This window comes from Actinopolyspora alba, assembly GCF_900112765.1.
GTDB classification, from domain to species: Bacteria; Actinomycetota; Actinomycetes; order Mycobacteriales; family Pseudonocardiaceae; genus Actinopolyspora; species Actinopolyspora alba.
In genome coordinates this window covers 216,681-233,423 of sequence record NZ_FOMZ01000003.1, presented here as the reverse complement: position 1 = coordinate 233,423, position 16,743 = coordinate 216,681, and the positions used below count along the sequence as shown (strand labels likewise).

At 65.5% G+C, this 16,743-nt stretch carries 17 protein-coding genes; 4 read left to right on the top strand and 13 right to left on the bottom strand.

From position 1 onward, the window contains the following. Window positions 1-228 precede the first annotated feature (228 nt). Complete coding sequence (locus tag BM150_RS05635) at window positions 229-705, top strand: ATP-binding protein (protein WP_245755283.1); 477 nt, start codon at window positions 229-231, stop codon at window positions 703-705. Further along, complete coding sequence (locus BM150_RS05630) at window positions 702-1,514, top strand: RNA polymerase sigma factor SigF (protein WP_092924728.1); 813 nt, start codon at window positions 702-704, stop codon at window positions 1,512-1,514. The genes BM150_RS05635 and BM150_RS05630 overlap by 4 nt, the downstream gene beginning before the upstream one ends. Before the next feature lie 264 nt (window positions 1,515-1,778). On the opposite strand, the gene BM150_RS05625 is transcribed toward BM150_RS05630, so the two are convergent. Together BM150_RS05625 and BM150_RS23625 are read right to left on the bottom strand one after the other, a co-directional pair. After that, window positions 1,779-2,708, bottom strand: a complete 930-nt coding sequence (locus tag BM150_RS05625; protein ID WP_092924726.1) for a M23 family metallopeptidase — start codon at window positions 2,706-2,708, stop codon at window positions 1,779-1,781. Window positions 2,709-2,933: 225 nt separating this feature from the next. Next, entirely contained in the window at window positions 2,934-3,218 is a 285-nt protein-coding gene (locus BM150_RS23625; protein ID WP_139219454.1) for a hypothetical protein, read from the bottom strand. Window positions 3,219-3,425: 207 nt separating this feature from the next. Between BM150_RS23625 and BM150_RS05620 the strand changes: the two genes are divergently transcribed. After that, a complete protein-coding gene (locus BM150_RS05620) occupies window positions 3,426-3,896 on the top strand; it encodes a DUF6069 family protein (protein WP_092924724.1) in 471 nt (156 codons plus the stop codon). A gap of 320 nt (window positions 3,897-4,216) precedes the next feature. Here BM150_RS05620 and BM150_RS05615 read toward each other — a convergent pair whose 3' ends face one another. After that, window positions 4,217-5,386, bottom strand: coding sequence for an NAD-dependent epimerase/dehydratase family protein (locus BM150_RS05615; protein WP_092924722.1), 1,170 nt, complete (start codon window positions 5,384-5,386; stop codon window positions 4,217-4,219). A gap of 323 nt (window positions 5,387-5,709) precedes the next feature. On the opposite strand from BM150_RS05615, the gene BM150_RS05610 reads away from it, so the two are divergent. Further along, window positions 5,710-6,186, top strand: a complete 477-nt coding sequence (locus BM150_RS05610; protein WP_092924720.1) for a GtrA family protein — start codon at window positions 5,710-5,712, stop codon at window positions 6,184-6,186. Here the strand turns inward: BM150_RS05610 and BM150_RS24415 are convergent. The 10 genes from BM150_RS24415 to BM150_RS05570 form a co-directional block, all read right to left on the bottom strand. Beyond that, window positions 6,155-7,000 (bottom strand): glycosyltransferase family 2 protein, encoded by an 846-nt coding sequence (locus BM150_RS24415; RefSeq protein ID WP_217641382.1) that lies wholly within the window; start codon window positions 6,998-7,000, stop codon window positions 6,155-6,157. The two genes, BM150_RS05610 and BM150_RS24415, sit on opposite strands and share 32 nt — an antisense overlap. Before the next feature lie 28 nt (window positions 7,001-7,028). After that, complete coding sequence (locus BM150_RS24410; protein ID WP_217641381.1) at window positions 7,029-8,462, bottom strand: hypothetical protein; 1,434 nt, start codon at window positions 8,460-8,462, stop codon at window positions 7,029-7,031. Continuing rightward, window positions 8,459-9,472, bottom strand: a complete 1,014-nt coding sequence (locus tag BM150_RS05600; protein ID WP_092924718.1) for an NAD-dependent epimerase/dehydratase family protein — start codon at window positions 9,470-9,472, stop codon at window positions 8,459-8,461. Before BM150_RS05600 ends, BM150_RS24410 begins: the two co-directional genes overlap by 4 nt. A gap of 185 nt (window positions 9,473-9,657) precedes the next feature. Next, window positions 9,658-10,110 carry an SRPBCC family protein gene (locus tag BM150_RS05595; RefSeq protein ID WP_092924716.1) on the bottom strand — a complete coding sequence of 151 codons (453 nt, stop codon included), beginning with the start codon at window positions 10,108-10,110 and terminating at the stop codon, window positions 9,658-9,660. A 264-nt stretch (window positions 10,111-10,374) separates the two neighbouring features. Beyond that, window positions 10,375-11,244: a phosphoenolpyruvate hydrolase family protein gene (locus BM150_RS05590; RefSeq protein ID WP_092924714.1), complete on the bottom strand. Its 870-nt coding sequence runs from the start codon at window positions 11,242-11,244 to the stop codon at window positions 10,375-10,377. Beyond that, window positions 11,237-12,439, bottom strand: a complete 1,203-nt coding sequence (locus tag BM150_RS05585) for a Tm-1-like ATP-binding domain-containing protein (protein ID WP_092924712.1) — start codon at window positions 12,437-12,439, stop codon at window positions 11,237-11,239. The genes BM150_RS05590 and BM150_RS05585 overlap by 8 nt, the downstream gene beginning before the upstream one ends. 222 nt (window positions 12,440-12,661) lie before the next feature. Next, a complete protein-coding gene (locus BM150_RS24035) occupies window positions 12,662-12,823 on the bottom strand; it encodes a hypothetical protein (protein ID WP_165400591.1) in 162 nt (53 codons plus the stop codon). Window positions 12,824-12,996: 173 nt separating this feature from the next. After that, window positions 12,997-14,175 (bottom strand): acyl-CoA dehydrogenase family protein, encoded by a 1,179-nt coding sequence (locus tag BM150_RS05580; protein ID WP_092924710.1) that lies wholly within the window; start codon window positions 14,173-14,175, stop codon window positions 12,997-12,999. 105 nt (window positions 14,176-14,280) lie between these two features. Continuing rightward, window positions 14,281-15,036 (bottom strand): 3-oxoacyl-ACP reductase FabG, encoded by a 756-nt coding sequence (fabG, locus tag BM150_RS05575; RefSeq protein ID WP_092925065.1) that lies wholly within the window; start codon window positions 15,034-15,036, stop codon window positions 14,281-14,283. Window positions 15,037-15,059: 23 nt separating this feature from the next. Further along, complete coding sequence (locus tag BM150_RS05570) at window positions 15,060-16,739, bottom strand: AMP-binding protein (RefSeq protein ID WP_217641380.1); 1,680 nt, start codon at window positions 16,737-16,739, stop codon at window positions 15,060-15,062. Window positions 16,740-16,743: the final 4 nt, after the last annotated feature.

The following is a 16,743-nucleotide window of genomic DNA, read 5'->3' as shown; positions in this document are numbered from 1 at the left end:
ACGGCCGAACGCACTCGTCCCCGACAAGTGGGACATCCGTTTGTCCCGTTCCGTTACCGGGTATGAGGCGGCTATGAGTGTTCAGGGCCGTTCGACATCATCGCGCACCGGGAGTGCGCGACAACCGGCTGTCCCGCCGGGGCGAGCCACCCCCCGAAGCGACGGACGGTTCCGCCCCTTTGATTCGATGTGCGGTGGTCTCGCATGAGGTTGGAACGAGGAGTCCGCGTGTCAGCATCCCATCCGGACCGGAATCGGGCATCACCGGAAGAAGCCGCACAGCACGTCGAAACCGCTGAGGCGGGTGACGACTCCCGCGTGGTCGAAGTCCGGATAGCCGCCACCGCTGCGCAGTTGCCCGTCATGCGCGCCGTGGCGGGTGATCTCGCCATGCGTGCCGATTTCGACGTCGACACCATCGCGGATCTGCGGCTGGCCGTGGACGAGGCCTGCTCCTCGCTGGTTCGCATCGCCGCCGAGCGGAGTCAGCTGTTGGGCAGGTTCCGAACCGAGGACGACAGGCTGGAGTTCACCGCGGAGGTGACCAGCACCGATCCATCCGGGCCTCGTAAGAACACCTTCAGTTGGCGCGTACTCGGCGCGCTCACCGACACCGTGGCATCCTCGGTTCAGGAATCCGACAGCCGCGACGACGGACACGTCGTGCGGATCGAGCTGAGTAAGGGACGGATGGTCCACGAGTGACGCAGGCGGACTCCGAACACGTCTATCGAGGCCAGGACTACGAGGAGCTGGCCCCGCTGTTCGTCGAGTTCGCGGACCTGAACAACGACGACCGGCGCCGTGCGGAACTGCGGGACAAGCTGGTCACGGCGCATCTGCCCATCGCGCAGCACATCGCGCGGAGGTTCAGCAACCGGGGTGAGTCCCAGGAGGACCTCATCCAAGTCGCCACGCTCGGTCTGATCAACGCGGTGGACAGGTTCGACCCACAGCGGGGTGTCGATTTCCTCTCCTACGCGGTACCGACCATCATGGGCGAAGTGCGGCGACACTTCCGCGACACCGGCTGGACGGTACGGGTACCCCGACGACTGCAGGAACGCCACCTGTCCATCTCATCGGCCATATCGACACTGTCCCAGGAGTTGGGCAGGGCCCCCGTTCCCAGTGAGATCGCGGAACATCTCGGCATCAGCCGGGACGAGGTGCACCAGGGGCTGGAAGCGGGAAACGCCTATCGAAGCAGTTCGCTGGATGAACTGCTCAGCGACACCGACGAGATACCGCTGGGAGACGCGATCGGCTCCCCGGACGCCGAGCTCGACGAGGTGGAGAACAGGGAAGCGATTCGTCCGTTGCTGCGCGAACTGGGTGAACGAGAACGGCGCATCGTGGTACTGCGCTTCTTCAAGTCCATGACGCAGACCCAGATCGCCGAACAGATCGGCATCTCGCAGATGCACGTCTCCCGACTGCTGGCCCGTACGCTGAGCTGGCTGCGGGAACGGCTCGAGGTCGAGGTTCCCCCCGAACCGGTGACCGATACCTGAGCAGCGGTACCGCCGTGCAACGAGCCGGAGTCCCCGGTGTTCGGAATCACCCGGCAGCACGAAGAGGCGTTCCGGGACCGGAGAGCCGGCTCCCGTCACACGCGAAAACCCCCGGGACGTCCGCACCGGTGGGGTTCACCGGATGGAGACGCCTCCGGGGGCGTGAAAACCGCTGTTGGAGAGTTGCCGGGGATCCGGTGTCGGGGGTAACTCGGATCCCCGGCAACGACCTGGGGGTAGCGGCCTGCGATCAGCGTCCCGGGGTCAGCCGAGGGCGTAGCCCAGCTGCTTCAACCACGGAATCGGGTTGATCTCCCCCGCGCCGGGGCCGGTGCGAACCTCGAAGTGCAGGTGCGGGCCGGTGGACTGCCCACGGCTGCCCACTGTCGCGATCTGCTGACCGGCCTCCACGCGCTCGCCGACGCTGACCTGTGAGCTGTGGATGTGCCCGTAAACGGTGACCTTGCCGTCATCGTGCTGGACCCGGACCCACAGTCCGAAGCCGCTGGCGGGGCCGGAGCTGATGACGGTGCCCGCCTGCGGTGCGTAGATGGGCGTACCGGTGTCAGCACCGATGTCGATACCGGCGTGGGTACCGCCGCGGCTGTGATAGCCGGAGGTCAGAAAGCCGCTCTGCACCAGCTTCTCGGGGGTGGCGGCGGACTTCGCGGACTTCTTGGGGGCCGCTGCCTTGCCCTTCGACTGCTGGTCGTTGTTGTCGGCCTTGTTCCGTTCGGCGGCCTTGCGCTCGAACTCCTTCTTCCGCTCGGCCTGCTCCTGAGCGGCCTCGCGCTGTTCGGCCTCGCGTTCTGCCTTGGCCTTCTCGCGCTGCTGCTGAACCTTCTCGCTCTTGTTCAGGTTCTGGCGCTCCGAACCGTCGTTCTTGGAGTCGCCACTACGCAGCTGGACCGAGCCGGGGGACTCGGGGGTGCCGTTGACCGCGGCGCTCAGCGGGCTCTGTTCGGCCACCGGGGCGACATCACGATTCTGCGGTTCCGAACCGTCTCCGTTCGTCGCCGCGACGAAGGGGGATCCCACAGCGACGAACGCACCGGCGGCGACCACACCCGCCAACACCTTGTTGCGAACCGGGGTTCGCGAGTCGCGGGAAAAGGAATTACGCAGTGATTGAGGCAGATAGGACTTGAGGGTGGAGGTCTTGTGACGGCCACTCTCGTCGTTCTTGTCGGCCATGCTCGCCTTTCCGTCTCGGGGAGGTCCGGCCACTGCCCGTCGGGGGTCGGGCTTGCTCGTCGGGGGATCGAGTTCGTCGTGACCGAACCGTGACGTACCTGGTGCAACGTAGCTTTATGTATCCGAGACATCAAGCATTAACCCTTTAGTTGCAGGGAAAAGGCACGTAATCAACGCGATTGAACACTCTGAGTGTTCAGCACTTGATTACCCTTCAATAACGGATCAACCAAACGACCACTTGGCACCACAGGCCGACGACCATCGACCCTCTCCTATCGCCGACGGAACGATGCGGGGAAACATCATCTCCGTCGAATCCGCTGGTGAAAACACCAACAACGGAGACAGGAAGATCCGGCAGAAGTTCGAACGGAGATCGCGGAGCGGCGAAAAAACGATCTGAAAAAGATCGTGAAACCCCGAAACGTAGCCCGCCCGAAGAATGATCGAATTCCTCGGAAGAATATCATCTTCACGAATTCGCGTGCCCACGGTGACGTCCGACACGCCGATACGACTCTCATTCGCGAATAGCTACCCGTGACGACGGAACACACCAACCCGAACACGCTGCGAGGTAATCCCCTCCGCGCGGTCGCGTACCCGGCGAAACCGTGAACCACTCTTCTGAGTGAGGTAAAGACTCCTGCGTTGCGCTCCGGAGGACTGTGCTCAAGCCTGGTCGGGTGGTAACCGTTTCGGCGGGAGGCTGCCGTGTCCGACGAGTACACCCGCCCATCCGGCGGTCGAGGTGACAACGGCCGTACTTCGGTCAACGCCAGGCAACTGTGGACCGGCGGAGCCGCCACCGCGCTGGTAGCCGCGCTCATAGGGCTCGTGGCGGTGGTGGTTCTGCGGGGTGTACTGGGAATCCCCGTACTCGGCCCTTCGCGCTACGGAACGCTGGGCGACGTCAGCACGGCCCGGCTGTGCCTGTTCGCCGCACTCGCGGCGCTGTTGGCGACGGCCCTGATACACCTGTTGCTGGTGACCACACCGCGTCCGAACCTCTTCTTCGGCTGGATAGTCGCGCTGATCACCGTGGCCGTGGCCGTACGCCCGTTCACCACGGACGCCGCACTGCAGACACAGGTGGCCAGCTGCGCCCTGAACGTGGTGATCGGTCTGGCGATCGGAACACTTGTGACAGGGGTGGCCTCCGGGGCCAGCAGGCCCCGGGGTTGAGCGACCACCGGCAACAGCTCCCCCGCACCCGACCGCGAGTGGCACGCCGCACAGCGCGGAACGCGCGTAACCGGGTTCTGCCGCGAATCAATGCTCGGCAAGGCGCGGGTCGGGGCGGCTCGGGCAACCGACGGCTGAACCGGAGTACGAAGGCGTCCCCGGACGATTCGCGTCGAAACCGCCCGGTTCACCCACCCCCGCAGGGGATCCGGTTCAGCCGCCGAAGCCAATCACCGGATACGAACCCGCTCGTTCGAACGGAGAGCGCAACCGGCGGCAGGGACGGCCACGACCGCTGTCGAGCCGTCCACCGCGGTGAATCAGCCTTCGGAGCGCATCGGGCTGGAGGCCGTGCGCCACTCGACGGTGGGACGCATCGCGGCCAGGTCCACCCGGTCCTTGAACTGCTCGGCGACGCCGAACAGCGAGTTGATCAGGGTGTTGGACAGCAGGTGCGGGTCCAGCCCGAGCTCGACCAGGCCCGTGTGCACCACGTTGTAGTAGTGCTGGTCCTGCTCCACACGGGGGTTGTCGAGGTACTCCACCTCAACGGTGCCGTGGTAGTTGTTGGCGACCGTCTTGGCGATCTCCTCGACCGAGAAGCTCTCGGTCATCTGGTTGAAGACCCGGAACTCGCCCTTGTCGGCAGGGCTCTCGGCAGCGAGGCGGATGCACTCCACGGTGTCCCTGATGTCGATGACACCGCGTGTCTGGCTGCCGGTTCCGTAAACAGTGAGCGGGTGCCCGAGCACTGCCTGGATCACGAAGCGGTTGAGCACCGTACCGAAGATGGCATCGTAGTCGAACCGAGTCGCCAACCGCGGGTCACGCACGGTCTGCGGCGTTTCCTGCCCGTATACGACGCCCTGGTTGAGGTCGGTGGCGCGCAGCCCCCAGATACGGCAGGCGAACTCGATGTTGTGACTGTCGTGCACCTTGCTGAGGTGGTAGAAGGAGCCGGGCTTCTTCGGGTACAGCATGCGGTCGGTGCGACCCTTGTGGGTGACTTCCAGCCAGCCCTCTTCGATATCGATGTTGGGCGTGCCGTACTCACCCATGGTGCCGAGCTTGACCAGGTGAATGTCCGGATCGACTTCCTGGATCGCGAACAGCACGTTGAGGTTGCCGACAACGTTGTTCTGCTGTGTGTAGACCGCGTGCTTGCGGTCGATCATCGAGTAGGGGGCGGCTCGCTGTTCGGCGAAGTGCACGATGGTGTCAGGACGGAAGTCCCGGATCATCTCGACGGTGAAGTCGGCGTCGACGAGATCACCGTAGTACATCTTGATGTCCTGCCCGGAAACCTCCCGCCAGGCATCGACACGCACCTGCAGCGGCTCCGCCGGAACCAGACTGCGTACGCCCATTTCGTGGTCGTAGGCCCTACGGGCGAAGTTGTCTGCCACGGCCACGTCGTGACCGCAGTCGGACAGATGCAGAGCGGTCGGCCAACCAAGATAGCCGTCCCCACCGAGGACGAGGATTCGCACGCCTTCTTCTCCTCTACAAAATGTCGGCATCCATCGGTGCCCGTGTGTAACGGCACCGTGGCTGCCACCTATCAGGGTCCGTTCCGCGACACCCGTACCTTGTGGGTATCCACAGAATGTAATTCATCGAACACGCTGTGCGCGACTCAAGCCCTCCCCACACTATCGTGTTCGATGTGAAAGGCTAACTGCCGCGGCGCAACAGCCAACCCCACCTCCACGAACGGCATGCTCTCATCCGTCGACCGGATGGCGAAGCCACTTCCGTACAGTTCGTGGAGCTCGTTCCAGACAACCACTCTTCCGCCCGGAGGGAAGTAAACGTGGCCGCTACCCCGGAGCCGCCTTCGAAGTCCGGCGGCACAGGCCGGTACTGGAGACTGCTACGTGGTTTCGCCGCGGTCTCCGCGTTGGCGACCATCAGCAGTCAGCTCGTATTCGTCGTGTCCTACTGGATCGGCTCGGCGTCGACCCTGTCCACCGTCCTGGGGTGGCTCGCCGGAGCGATCCCCAACTTCTTCCTCAATCGCCGGAACTGGGGAAGCACCGGCAGCCATCGGCTGGGCGGTGAACTGACACGTTTCGCGCTGGTCTCGGTGGCCACCTTCCTGATAGCGGCGGTCGCCACCAACTACACGGAGGAACTGGCCCACAACCTCTTCGCCGATTCCGAGGTTCGCAGAGTGGCCCTCGTGTGGGGAGCTTACCTCGGTACCTACCTGCTGATGTTCGTGGTCAAGTTCTTCCTGCTCGACCGCGTGGTCTTCGCTACTCCCCGGCGGCACGAGCAGGTTCGCTGACCTGCTCGTCCGCCGAGGACGCCCCGGCCGCGCCGGACAGCCGCCGGGCGCGGCGCTCCCGGAGCCAGGTGCCCAACACCACTCTGCTGTAACGATAGCCGTAGAGCACGTTGTTGCCCTTCTTGCTGACACCGGCCACCCGCTGTCGCATGGTCATGGCCTGCTCACGGACCCGGTAGCCACGCGCCAGCACACCCACCAGAAGCTCGGACGACTGGTACTGCTGTTGTTCCAGTCGAACCGAGTTGGCCACCTCGACCCGCATCGCGCGAAATCCGAAAGACGTGTCGGTGATGCGCTGTCCGGTCATCACGCTGACCAACCAGGCGAACACGTAGGTACCCAGGCGGCGCAGCAGCTGCGGATTCTCGCTGCTCCCCAACCTGCGCGAGCCGGTGACGAAGTCCGCCTCGTCGTCGAGGATCGGACGCAATAACCGGGGAAGCTCGTCGATCTCGTACTGCCCGTCGGCATCCGTGGTGACCACGTAACTCGCACCGCGTTCGGCGGCGAGCCGGTAACCGAGCCGCAGCGCGGCCCCCTGGCCACGGTTGGTGCCGGCCACACAGGTGTAGGCGCCGTGCCTCACCGCGACGTCGGCGGTGTCATCGGAGGCCCCGTCGACGACCACCAGGGTGTCCACGTCGAGATCGCAGCTGGAGCCGGGAATTCCCTCCAGCACGGCTGGTATGGCGTCCCGTTCGTTGTAGGCGGCGATCAGCACCACCACCGGCGCGAACCGGTGATCACCGTATCGCGCCGCGTAATCGGCCAGTGCTTCCTCATCGACCTCGTCCGGAAAGGTCGTCGGCATCTCGTGCTCCTTCGTGCCGTGATCTCGGCTACCGGTTCGTCGCGGAACCCTTCGTATCAATTCGGCGGCCGGTAATGGCCGTGATCCCCAACGCACCCGCCAATGGCAGCAGGACGAGTGCGGGTAGTTGATAGCGCCAGGAGAACTCCATCGCCGCCGCTGTGAACAACACCGCGGTACCCAAACCGCCGGAAAGCAGGCAGACGGCCCGGAGTCCACTCCGGCGGGCTCTCCCCACCCCCAGCATCGCCGCTACGGTGAGGACCAGAGCCAGCCCCAGAACGGTGCCAGGAGTGTAACCTCCCCCCAGCTGGTATGCGCGCAGGAAGCCCGCCGCACGCTCGTTGACGGAGTAACTCCCCTGATCGTAGTACTCCAGCCAATCCCGCGTTACCCACTCATTGGTGTAGAGCGGATATTCGGTCTGGAACTGCCAGCGGGCCAGTGGAACATCACCGGGGGAGCGTGTCCGCATCGGCGCGAAGCCCTTGGCGAAGTCCTTGGCTATACCTCCGAACACTTCGAAGGGCTGATTGCGCAGCACCTTGAACGCCAGCGAGTGCTGTGCCTCGGAGTAACTGACCTCCTCGGGCAGTTCAGCGGCGTCGACCTCGTTGTGGAAGAAGTGCATGTAGTAATCGATGCCCGTACGCTTGCGCTCGGCCACCGGAGCCTCCGGGCACACGGCCCGTTGAGCGGGTGTCAGTTCGAGCCGCTCGCAGTCGGCGACCATCGCGGTGCGCCCGAAGACGACGCTACCGGTGGAGCCACCGAGAGCGGGGTAGCCGGTCCAGTACATGTGGTACCCCGCGTAGGCGGAGAGCATGAACACGAAACCTGCCACCAGCGCCAACGCCGAACCCAGTCGCCGCCTCCAGCCGTCCCTGGGACGCAGCCCGGCCGCCAGCAGCACGAAGACCGCAGCCGGCACCACCAGGGTGAGCCCGACCAGGCGCACCAGGACTGAGCCGCCGAGCAACAGCCCCCCCAGCAGAGCCAGTCGGGGCCCGGGAGTGCCCCACCAGGTCAGCAGGATGACCACGAGCAGCAGCAGTACCTGGAACAACAGGTCGGACATGATCAGGTGCTCGATCTGGAGCTGGTAGGCGTCCAGCAGCACCGGAGCCACCGCGAGCGCGGCCAACCACCGCCTGCACCCGAAGCGCATCAGCAGCGCGTAACTGGAGAGTGCCAGCCCCAGCCCCAGCAGGTGCTGCACTATCGCCACGAGTCCCAGATCACCGACCAGCAGGACCGGACCGAGCAGCAACACCTCGTAGCCGATGGGGTTGATGTTGCCCGGGAAGAAGACCCCGAGGTCCTTCAGATACCGGAAGGAGTCGATGTAGAGCAGCGCCGGCTGGTACGCGATCTCCACCACGATCCGCAGCAGCACACCGACGAACAGGAACAGCACCAGCAGCCAGTGCTGGCGGACTGTGCGCAACAGTCGAGTGGTCATGTCGCTACGGACACCCTGCCGTCAGCGTCGCGGAAGTCGTCCCACACCGTGCGCAACCCGTCGGTCAGCCGCACGTTGGGCGTGTATCCCAGTTCTCGCCTGGCCTTCTCGATCTCGACGATCACGGCGGGCATCTCACCGTTCTTGGCGGGTACGTGCGTGATGGGCAGTTCCTTGCCCGTGGCGGTGCGTACCGATTCGATGAGTTCCATGACCGAGATGGAGCTGCCGGAGCCGATCACCGCGGTTCCGTTGTACTGCTTGTCCCAGGAGGCCGTGATGGCCTGGACCACATCGTCGATGTGCACGAAGTCGCGGCTCTGCGAACCGTCCCCGTAGACCTCCACACCCTCGCCCGCCAGTGCGGCACGCATCAGCCTGGGGACGAAGCTGTCCTTGTGGTTCATGCCGGGGCCGTAGATGTTCGTGAACCGCAACGCGGTTGTCGCGATGCCGTAGGCGCCGCTGTAGCCGGAAAGCAGCATCTCGCAGGCGGCCTTGGTCGAACCGTAGGGGGTCAGCGGTCGCAGCGGGAGCCGCTCGGAGATGGTCCCGTAGCCGATGTCCCCGACCACCGCGTTGGTCGAGGCCAGCACGAAACGTCCGACACCGCGCTGCCGCGCCAGTTCGAGCAACCCCTGAGTGACCTCGACGTTCTCGGCGAAGGTCTCCGCGGGTTTGTCCACGGAACGCAACACCGAGGTAATGGCGGCCAGATGGATGATTCCGGCGCTGTTCTCCGGAACGGCCGCCTCACGCACCTGCGGATCTGTCAGCTCGCCGGACACGTGTGTGACCAGGTGACGATACTGCTCGGGTATCTCGGGAGTCACTCGATCGACGATCGTCACCGGGTTGCCACGTTGCACGAACGCCCTGACCACGGCTCTTCCGACGAAACCCGATCCGCCGGTGACGACGACGCGCTCGGCTCCGATTTCGGGATCTGTTGAATCTGCTGCGGACTGCACGAAGCTGCTTGGCACGCGTACGACTCTAACCGTTGGCATATTCGACGCGCGTCAGCCCGCCCATTACATATCCTCCAGCCATTTTCGCTGCGCAACAAATGCGTCGGGAGCGTCGAGCGAACTCATCGGTCCCGTTCGATGCGGAACGGAGTCGCGGCAGCGGACGCGCGAGGCACGAGAAACCGATGGAACCGGTCAGGACGACGGTCACACCGCTCCCGGCGTCACTCCGCGCAGATCCGCCCCAGAGCGGCCAGCCCGGTGGCGAAGACGTCCTCGCGGAAAACACGATCGAGGTCGGCCGCCCGGTGGTCGGTCTCCGGATCGGTGGTGAGGTCGTAGCACGCCGACCACTCGGCGAAGGTCACGCCGGTGTCGGTAACCGGTGCCACGCGAACCGTGGCGCGATAGTTCCGCACCGGGAACGGCCCCTCGAGCATTTCGTAACCGTAGGAACGTCGAAACGAATCGAACGCGACCAGTCGCTCCCGCACGGTCGAACCATCGGCCAACCGGAGTTTCCGCACGGCTCCCACCGCGAACGGGGAGGAATCCTGTTCGATTTCGCCCGCGGTTATGGCCGGATGCCAGTCGGCGAGGGCGGCGAAATCACCGAAAACACGCCAAACGCGATCCACCGGAGCTTGCACCAGGGCGCTGGAATACGAATCGGCCACGAATCAACACACTCCTCACCGCGGGCGACGAGAGCCCGTAACAACTTTTGGCGGCGCGGGCCGGAACCACTGCCGGCGCGGTCACTGGTTCCGTCCGACACCCCCTCGCTGAGACATTTCCCCGCTCCACACCGGACCTCGATCGCCGATTCCGAAAACGAACGGCGAACGCGTCGGGGGAGACGAAGAACCGGTCACGGCGGGGCGCCCACGCGCACGCGATCGGCCTCGCACCGCCACGTGGCCCGGACACCACCGAATGCTTCAGCCGGAACGCCGCTGCTCCAGAAACTCGCCGGTCCGAGCGGTGACCGCCTGTTCGGTCGGTAGTCTCTCCATGCTGCTGGCACCGTAGAATCCGTGACAACGGCCGGTCCGCGAGAGCACATAAGTCATGTCCGCGGGCGCGCTTATGGGACCGCCGTGGCAGAGCACGAGAACATCGTCGCGGATCTCGGCGGCCGCCGCCGACCACTCCTCGATCGAGGCCACACATTCGTCCAGACTCAGCGCTGTTTCGGCTCCGATACTTCCGCCAGTGGTGAGCCCCATGTGACAAACGATCACGTCGGCGCCGGCGCGCGTCATCGCCCGCGCGTCGGCCGCGGAGAAAACATAGGGCGTTGTGAGCAGGTCCATTTCACGGGCGGCGCGGATCATTTCCACCTCATGGTCGAAACCCATCCCCGTTTCCTCCAGATTCGCCCGGAACACCCCGTCGATGAGACCGACGGTGGGAAAGTTCTGCACTCCGGCGAATCCCAGATCACGCAGTTCCGCGAGAAACTTCTCCCGAATCATGAAGGGGTCGGTTCCGTTCACTCCTGCCAGCACCGGGGTGTTTCGGACCACGGGCAACACCTCGCGCGCCATTTCCAGCACGATGTCGTTGGCGTTTCCGTACGCGAGAAGTCCCGCGAGCGATCCCCTGCCCGCCATGCGGTAACGCCCCGAGTTGTACAGCACGAGGAGATCGATCCCACCGGCTTCCTCCGACTTGGCGGAGAGCCCCGTTCCCGCGCCCCCACCGACTATCGGCACGCCACGCTCGACCTTGTCGTACAGCCGCCGCAGGATGCCGGCACGATCCGGCGGTCCTTCCCGGGAGCTCGTGTCACGGCGCTGTTCAGTCATCAGCCACCACCTCGTGGAACGCGTCCAGCAACGCCCGGACGAACTGCGAATCGTTGATGTTGTGCGGCAGTCGGACCAAACGCCGTTGTTCGTGCTGCACCACGTTACGTTCGAGTGTGTCGAACAACACTTCGTCGGCCTCCGGATCGTGAAAGGGACTGCCCGCGGCGTCCAGCGCCGACACTCCACCCTCGGGAAGCAGGAATCTCACCCGACCGGGGAAGGCGTTGAGCTTGTCGGCCAGGAACACCCCGATGGCCTCGCACTCCTCCGGAGTGGTACGCATCAGGGTGACCTGCGGATTGTGCTCGTAGAGCAGCCGGTCCCGGTATCGGTCCGGCACGGTCTCCGGTGCGCCGAAATTGACCATGTCCAACGCGCCGCAGGAACCCACGTAGGGCAGCCCCGCTCGTGCGGGCGCGTCGAGCCGTTCCCCGCCCGCACTCATCACCCCGCCGGAAACGAGGTCGCAGACTTCGGTGGTGGTGATGTCCAGCAGCGCGTACAGCAGTCCGTCGTCGGCCAGTTTCTCCATCGCGCGTCCCCCGGTTCCGGTCGCGTGGAAAACCAGCGGATCGTAAGCGGCCGTGAGTTCCTTGGCCACGGCACTGACGCACGGAGTGGTCACGCCGAACATGGAAAGGCCGACGGCGGGCCTGTCGGTCACGTCCGGTGGGCTCGCGCTCACCGCACCGTGCAAGGCGTGCGCGGCATTGGCCAGCACACGCCGTGATATCCGGTTCAACCCGGCGACATCGGTGACCGCGGGCATCATCGTGATGTCGCTGGCGTCGATGTAGCCGGAAACGTCTCCGGAGGCGACCGTGGAGACCACGAACTTCGGAACACCGACGGGCAACGCGCGCATGGCGGGCGTAACCAGGGCGGTGGCTCCCGACCCGCCGGCGCCGAGGACCCCCGCGACATCGTCGCGGGTGAGCATGAACCGCCGGAAGGCCTCCGACATCGCGGTGACCGCGGAGCCGCGCTCTCCGGTGAACACGGCACCGCTGCCGTGCGGATGATGCTCGGCCACCGCCTCGGAGGGGATAGAGACGGCCGTGGCGGAGCCGGTTGCCGCGGTCCCCAGGTCCACGGTCACCACCGACGATCCGTCGGCACGGAGCAGGTCGGCGACGTACCCGAGTTCGTCGCCCTTGGTGTCGAAGGTTCCGACTACGTAGACACTGCCCAACGAACGCTCCGTGATCGAACGATGATCATGCGTGTGGCACCCTACTGGCTCTTCGTGCCGAGGAACAGCCCGTCGTCCGAAGCGCTCGCCGACGGATGGGGGCGACGAGCGGGGAACGGGGAGGGGGAGAGCAGAACTGCCCGGCCGGTGCACCGGCCGGGCAGTTCGACGCGTATCCGACGCGCTCCGGACCTCCCGGGAGACCGATCCCGTGTCGACGGGTCAGTGGCTCTTGCCCCTGCCCTTGACCTTGTTCACGACCCGGTCGATCTTTTCCTTGTTCTTGGGATCCTGGGCGTAACGCTTCGCCTGTTCGATCGCGCGCCTACCCTGCGGACTCTTGGCGACGTCGGCTACCTTGGCTACCTTCTTGAAGATCGACATGATCGCTCCTGCCGTCTAGTCGGGGCCATCCGACATCCAGAGTACCCACCGGGATCACGGGGTGAGACCGCCGTCACACCGGGTGTAGCGTATGTCGCGCGGACACCCCGGGGAGCCGATGTGACGGAGATCAGTCGGGCGGGACCGGTCGGGCCGGACCAGTTGGGCGGGGATCATCCCAGCACGCCGCGTATCGAGGCATGCCCCTTGAGCAGGTTGCGCGCCACGGTACGACGCTGGATCTCGTCGGTTCCCTCGAAGATGCGCAGCAGCCGCATGTCCCGGTACCACCGCTCGATGGGGAGTTCCCTGGTGTAGCCCATGCCGCCGTGGATCTGCATCACCCGATCCACGATCTCGTTGGCGCGGACACCGCCGTGCAGTTTGGCGATGGACTGCGCGTGACGGGAATCCATCCCCTGGTCAACCTGCCAGGCCGCCTGCAGCACCAGCCAGCGCAACGCCTCGATCTCGACGGCGGAGTCCGCGATCATCCACTGGATGGCCTGCCGATCCGCGATCGGGGACCCGAAGGTCCTGCGGGACTGCGAGTACTCCGTGGCCATTTCCACCATGCGCTCACAGCCGCCCAGGGCGCGCGCGGGCAGCATGTACCTGCCCTGTCCGATCCACTGCATGGCGAGTCCGAAGCCGTTGCCGACCTCGCCGAGCACGTTCTCCTCGGGCACCCGGACGCCGTCGAAGGTCAGCGCGGCGGGTTGCCGGTCCCACTCCCCCATGATGTCGATGGGCTCCGAGGTCCAGCCCATGTCCCGGTCGACCAGGAAACAGGTGACGCCGCCGTCGGCCCCCTTCTCCTTGTCGGTGACGGCGAAGACCATGGTGAAGTCGGCGTCGATGCCACCGGTGATGAACGTCTTCTCACCGTCGATGACCCACTCCGAGCCCTCCTTGCGGGCAGTGGTGCGAATATTTTTCGCATCAGACCCGGCGTCCGGTTCGGTTATCGCGAAGCAGGACTTCCGGGTCCCCTCGATGGTCGGGACCAGATAGCGCTGTTTCTGCTCCTCGTTGCCGTAGTAGAGGATGTTGTCGGCGGACCCTCCGAAACTGAACGGCACGAAGGTCCGACCGAGCTCCACCTCGACCAGGGCCGTGAGCACCGCGGACAGCCCCATGCCGCCGTACTCCTCCGGAGTCTGGACCCCCCAGAAACCCGCCTGGCGGGCCTTGTCGCGCAGCTGCTGGGTCTCCTCCTTGGTCAGACCGCGCTCACCACGCCGTTCCCGGTCGAGAACCTGCTGCTCCAGCGGCATCAGCTCACGCTGGACGAAGTTGCGAACCCAGTCGCGGATGTCGCGTTCGGTGTCCGACAGTGCGAAATCAACCATGACAAGCCTTCCTCGGTGGCGGAGACGGCGATCTCGCGGGAAATCGCCGGGAATGTGAGGGGGACGGCGCACCGGGCGGACCGGTGCGCCGGGTACGGACCGTGGTCAGCCGAGCTTGCGACCGCCGTCGACGTAGAGCGTCTGACCGGTGACGAACGAGGACTGCTCACTGGTCAGGAAGCTCACCGCGTTGGCGATGTCGGCGGGCTGACCGACACGGCGCACCGGCGTCTCGGCGGCCGCACCCTCCTGCAGCTGCTCGAAGGTCATCCCGAGCCGCTCGGCAGTCGTCGCGGTCATGTCGGAGACGATGAAACCGGGCGCGATGGCGTTGACGTTGATGCCGAACGGCCCCAGCTCGATCGCCAGGGTCTTGGTGAACCCCTGCACTCCCGCTTTCGCGGTGGAGTAGTTCGCCTGACCGCGATTGCCGAGCGCGGACACGCTGGAAAGGTTCACGATCTTTCCCCAGCGCTGGGGAACCATCTGCTGCTGGGCGGCCTTGCTGCACAGGAAAGCCCCGCGCAGGTGAACCCCCATGACGGTGTCCCAGTCCTGCTCGGACATCTTGAACAGCATGTTGTCCTTGGTGACCCCGGCGTTGTTGACCAGGACACCGACGGTTCCCAACTGCTCCGAGACCCGGGTGAAGGCACGCTCCACCGAGTCCGAGTCGGTGACGTCGGCCGACACGGCCAGTGCCGACCCACCCGCGTCGGTGATACGCCGCACGGTTTCGGCGCAGGTGGACTCGTCGAGGTCCACCACCGCGACCGCGGCCCCTTCGGAAGCGAGCTTCTCGGCGATACCGGCGCCGATTCCCCTTCCCGCTCCGGTCACCACTGCCACTCGTCCGTCCAGTTGTTGAGCCACGCTGTACTCCTTCAGTTCCTGCTCGTCTGTTGTTCGTCCCGAATGATCCGCTCCCGCAACTCCCGTTTGAGCACCTTGTGGCTGGGCCCGAGCGGGAGTTCGTCGGTGAAGACCACTCGTCGCGGGTACTTGTGCGCCGCCAGCCGCGCCGCGGCCCACTCGACCACCCGGTCGCTAACCGACTGGTCGGTATCCCCTGCCGACAGTGTGGCATGCACCGCTACCGCACAGACCTCTTCGCCACGGGTGGTGTCCGGCAGCCCGATGACCGCCACCTGTGCCAGCTCGGGGTGCTCCAGTAGCAGCTCCTCGACCTCCCGCGGGTAGACGTTGTACCCGTTGCGAATGATCAGCTCCTTCTTGCGGTCGACGATGGACAGGAATCCGTCCTCGTCCCTGACCCCGATGTCGCCGGTACGGAACCAGCCGTCGACGAGTGCCGCACGGGTCGCCTCCGGATTCCCGAGGTAACCGGCGAACACGTTGTGCCCACGCACGACGACCTCGCCGCGGGTGCCGCGGGGCAACAGCTCGATCCGGTCGGAGTCCGGCTCGGCGATCTCGACCTCGACACCCCACAGCGGATGCCCCACGGTGCCCGCCCGAGTCCCGATGGAGGGCTGGTTGACCGTCGCGCTCGGTGAGGTCTCGGAGAGGCCGTAACCCTCCAGGATCCGGGTCTCGAACCGCTCGTTGAAACGCTCCAGCACCGAAACCGGCAGGGCGGCCCCACCGGATACGCACAGCCGCAGGCTGGGCAACCGCAAGTCCGGCGGAGCGGCTTCCAACATCCGGCCGAACATCGTGGGCACCCCGTTGAACTGGGTGATTCCGTGCTCACGAATCAGCTCCAGCGCCTGTGCGGGATCGAAGCCGGGTTGCAGCACCAAGCAGGCGCCGGCACGGAACGTGGTGTTCATCGAGACCGTCTGGCCGAACACGTGGAACAACGGCAGACATCCCAGCACCACATCACTCGAATCGGTGTCGGTGGCGTCGAAAGCGTTGACCGTCGCGTTCATGACCATGTTCAGCTGGGTCAGCACGGCGCCCTTGGGCTTGCCCGTGGTCCCGCTGGTGTAGAAGACGACCGCCTCGTCCTGCGGCGCGCGGGTCACGAAACCGGACAGCGGCTCGACCTCGGACGCCAGCTCGGTCAACGACGGCTCGTCGCGCTCCCCCTGCCCAGAATCCCCCTGCCGGGAATCCCCCTGCCGAGAGTCTCCCTGCCGGGAATCGACGTCCCCCAGGGTCACCAGGCTCGCACCGGTTCGTTCGGCACAGCCCCGGGCCAGCTCCAGTTGGCTGGTGTGCCCCAGGATCATCCTCGCGCCCGAATCCGAGACCAGATGAGCGGCTTCCGAAGCGACGAGCAACACCGGAACGGGCACCACGACAGCCCCGACCACCTGCACCGCGTAGTAGGCACGGACGAAGTCCACGACGTTCGGGGCCACCAGGGCGATCCGGTCACCCGCGGCGACACCGAGCTCCCGCAGTGCGGCGGCATGGCGACACACCTGCTCCCAGAGCTCGCCGTATTCGACTCGATCCCGCCCCTCCAGCACAGCCGGGGCATCCGGAGTGCGGCGGGCGGGTTCCGCGAGCACCGAGGCGAGCGAGAGCGAGGCGGATGAACCCGTGTCCATCGGCTGCTCCCCTGTCACGGTGCCCGGGTGATTCGTGGTCATCAGC

What these genes read in the sequence shown, in the direction of transcription:
- BM150_RS05625 (WP_092924726.1), bottom strand. Translation starts at nt 2,708, where the DNA reads ATGGCCGACAAGAACGACGAGAGTGGCCGTCACAAGACCTCCACCCTC.
- BM150_RS24415 (WP_217641382.1), bottom strand. Translation starts at nt 7,000, where the DNA reads ATGCCGACGACCTTTCCGGACGAGGTCGATGAGGAAGCACTGGCCGAT.
- BM150_RS24410 (WP_217641381.1), bottom strand. Translation starts at nt 8,462, where the DNA reads ATGACCACTCGACTGTTGCGCACAGTCCGCCAGCACTGGCTGCTGGTG.
- BM150_RS05600 (WP_092924718.1), bottom strand. Translation starts at nt 9,472, where the DNA reads ATGCCAACGGTTAGAGTCGTACGCGTGCCAAGCAGCTTCGTGCAGTCC.
- BM150_RS05590 (WP_092924714.1), bottom strand. Translation starts at nt 11,244, where the DNA reads ATGACTGAACAGCGCCGTGACACGAGCTCCCGGGAAGGACCGCCGGAT.
- BM150_RS24035 (WP_165400591.1), bottom strand. Translation starts at nt 12,823, where the DNA reads ATGTCGATCTTCAAGAAGGTAGCCAAGGTAGCCGACGTCGCCAAGAGT.
- BM150_RS05580 (WP_092924710.1), bottom strand. Translation starts at nt 14,175, where the DNA reads ATGGTTGATTTCGCACTGTCGGACACCGAACGCGACATCCGCGACTGG.
- BM150_RS05570 (WP_217641380.1), bottom strand. Translation starts at nt 16,739, where the DNA reads ATGACCACGAATCACCCGGGCACCGTGACAGGGGAGCAGCCGATGGAC.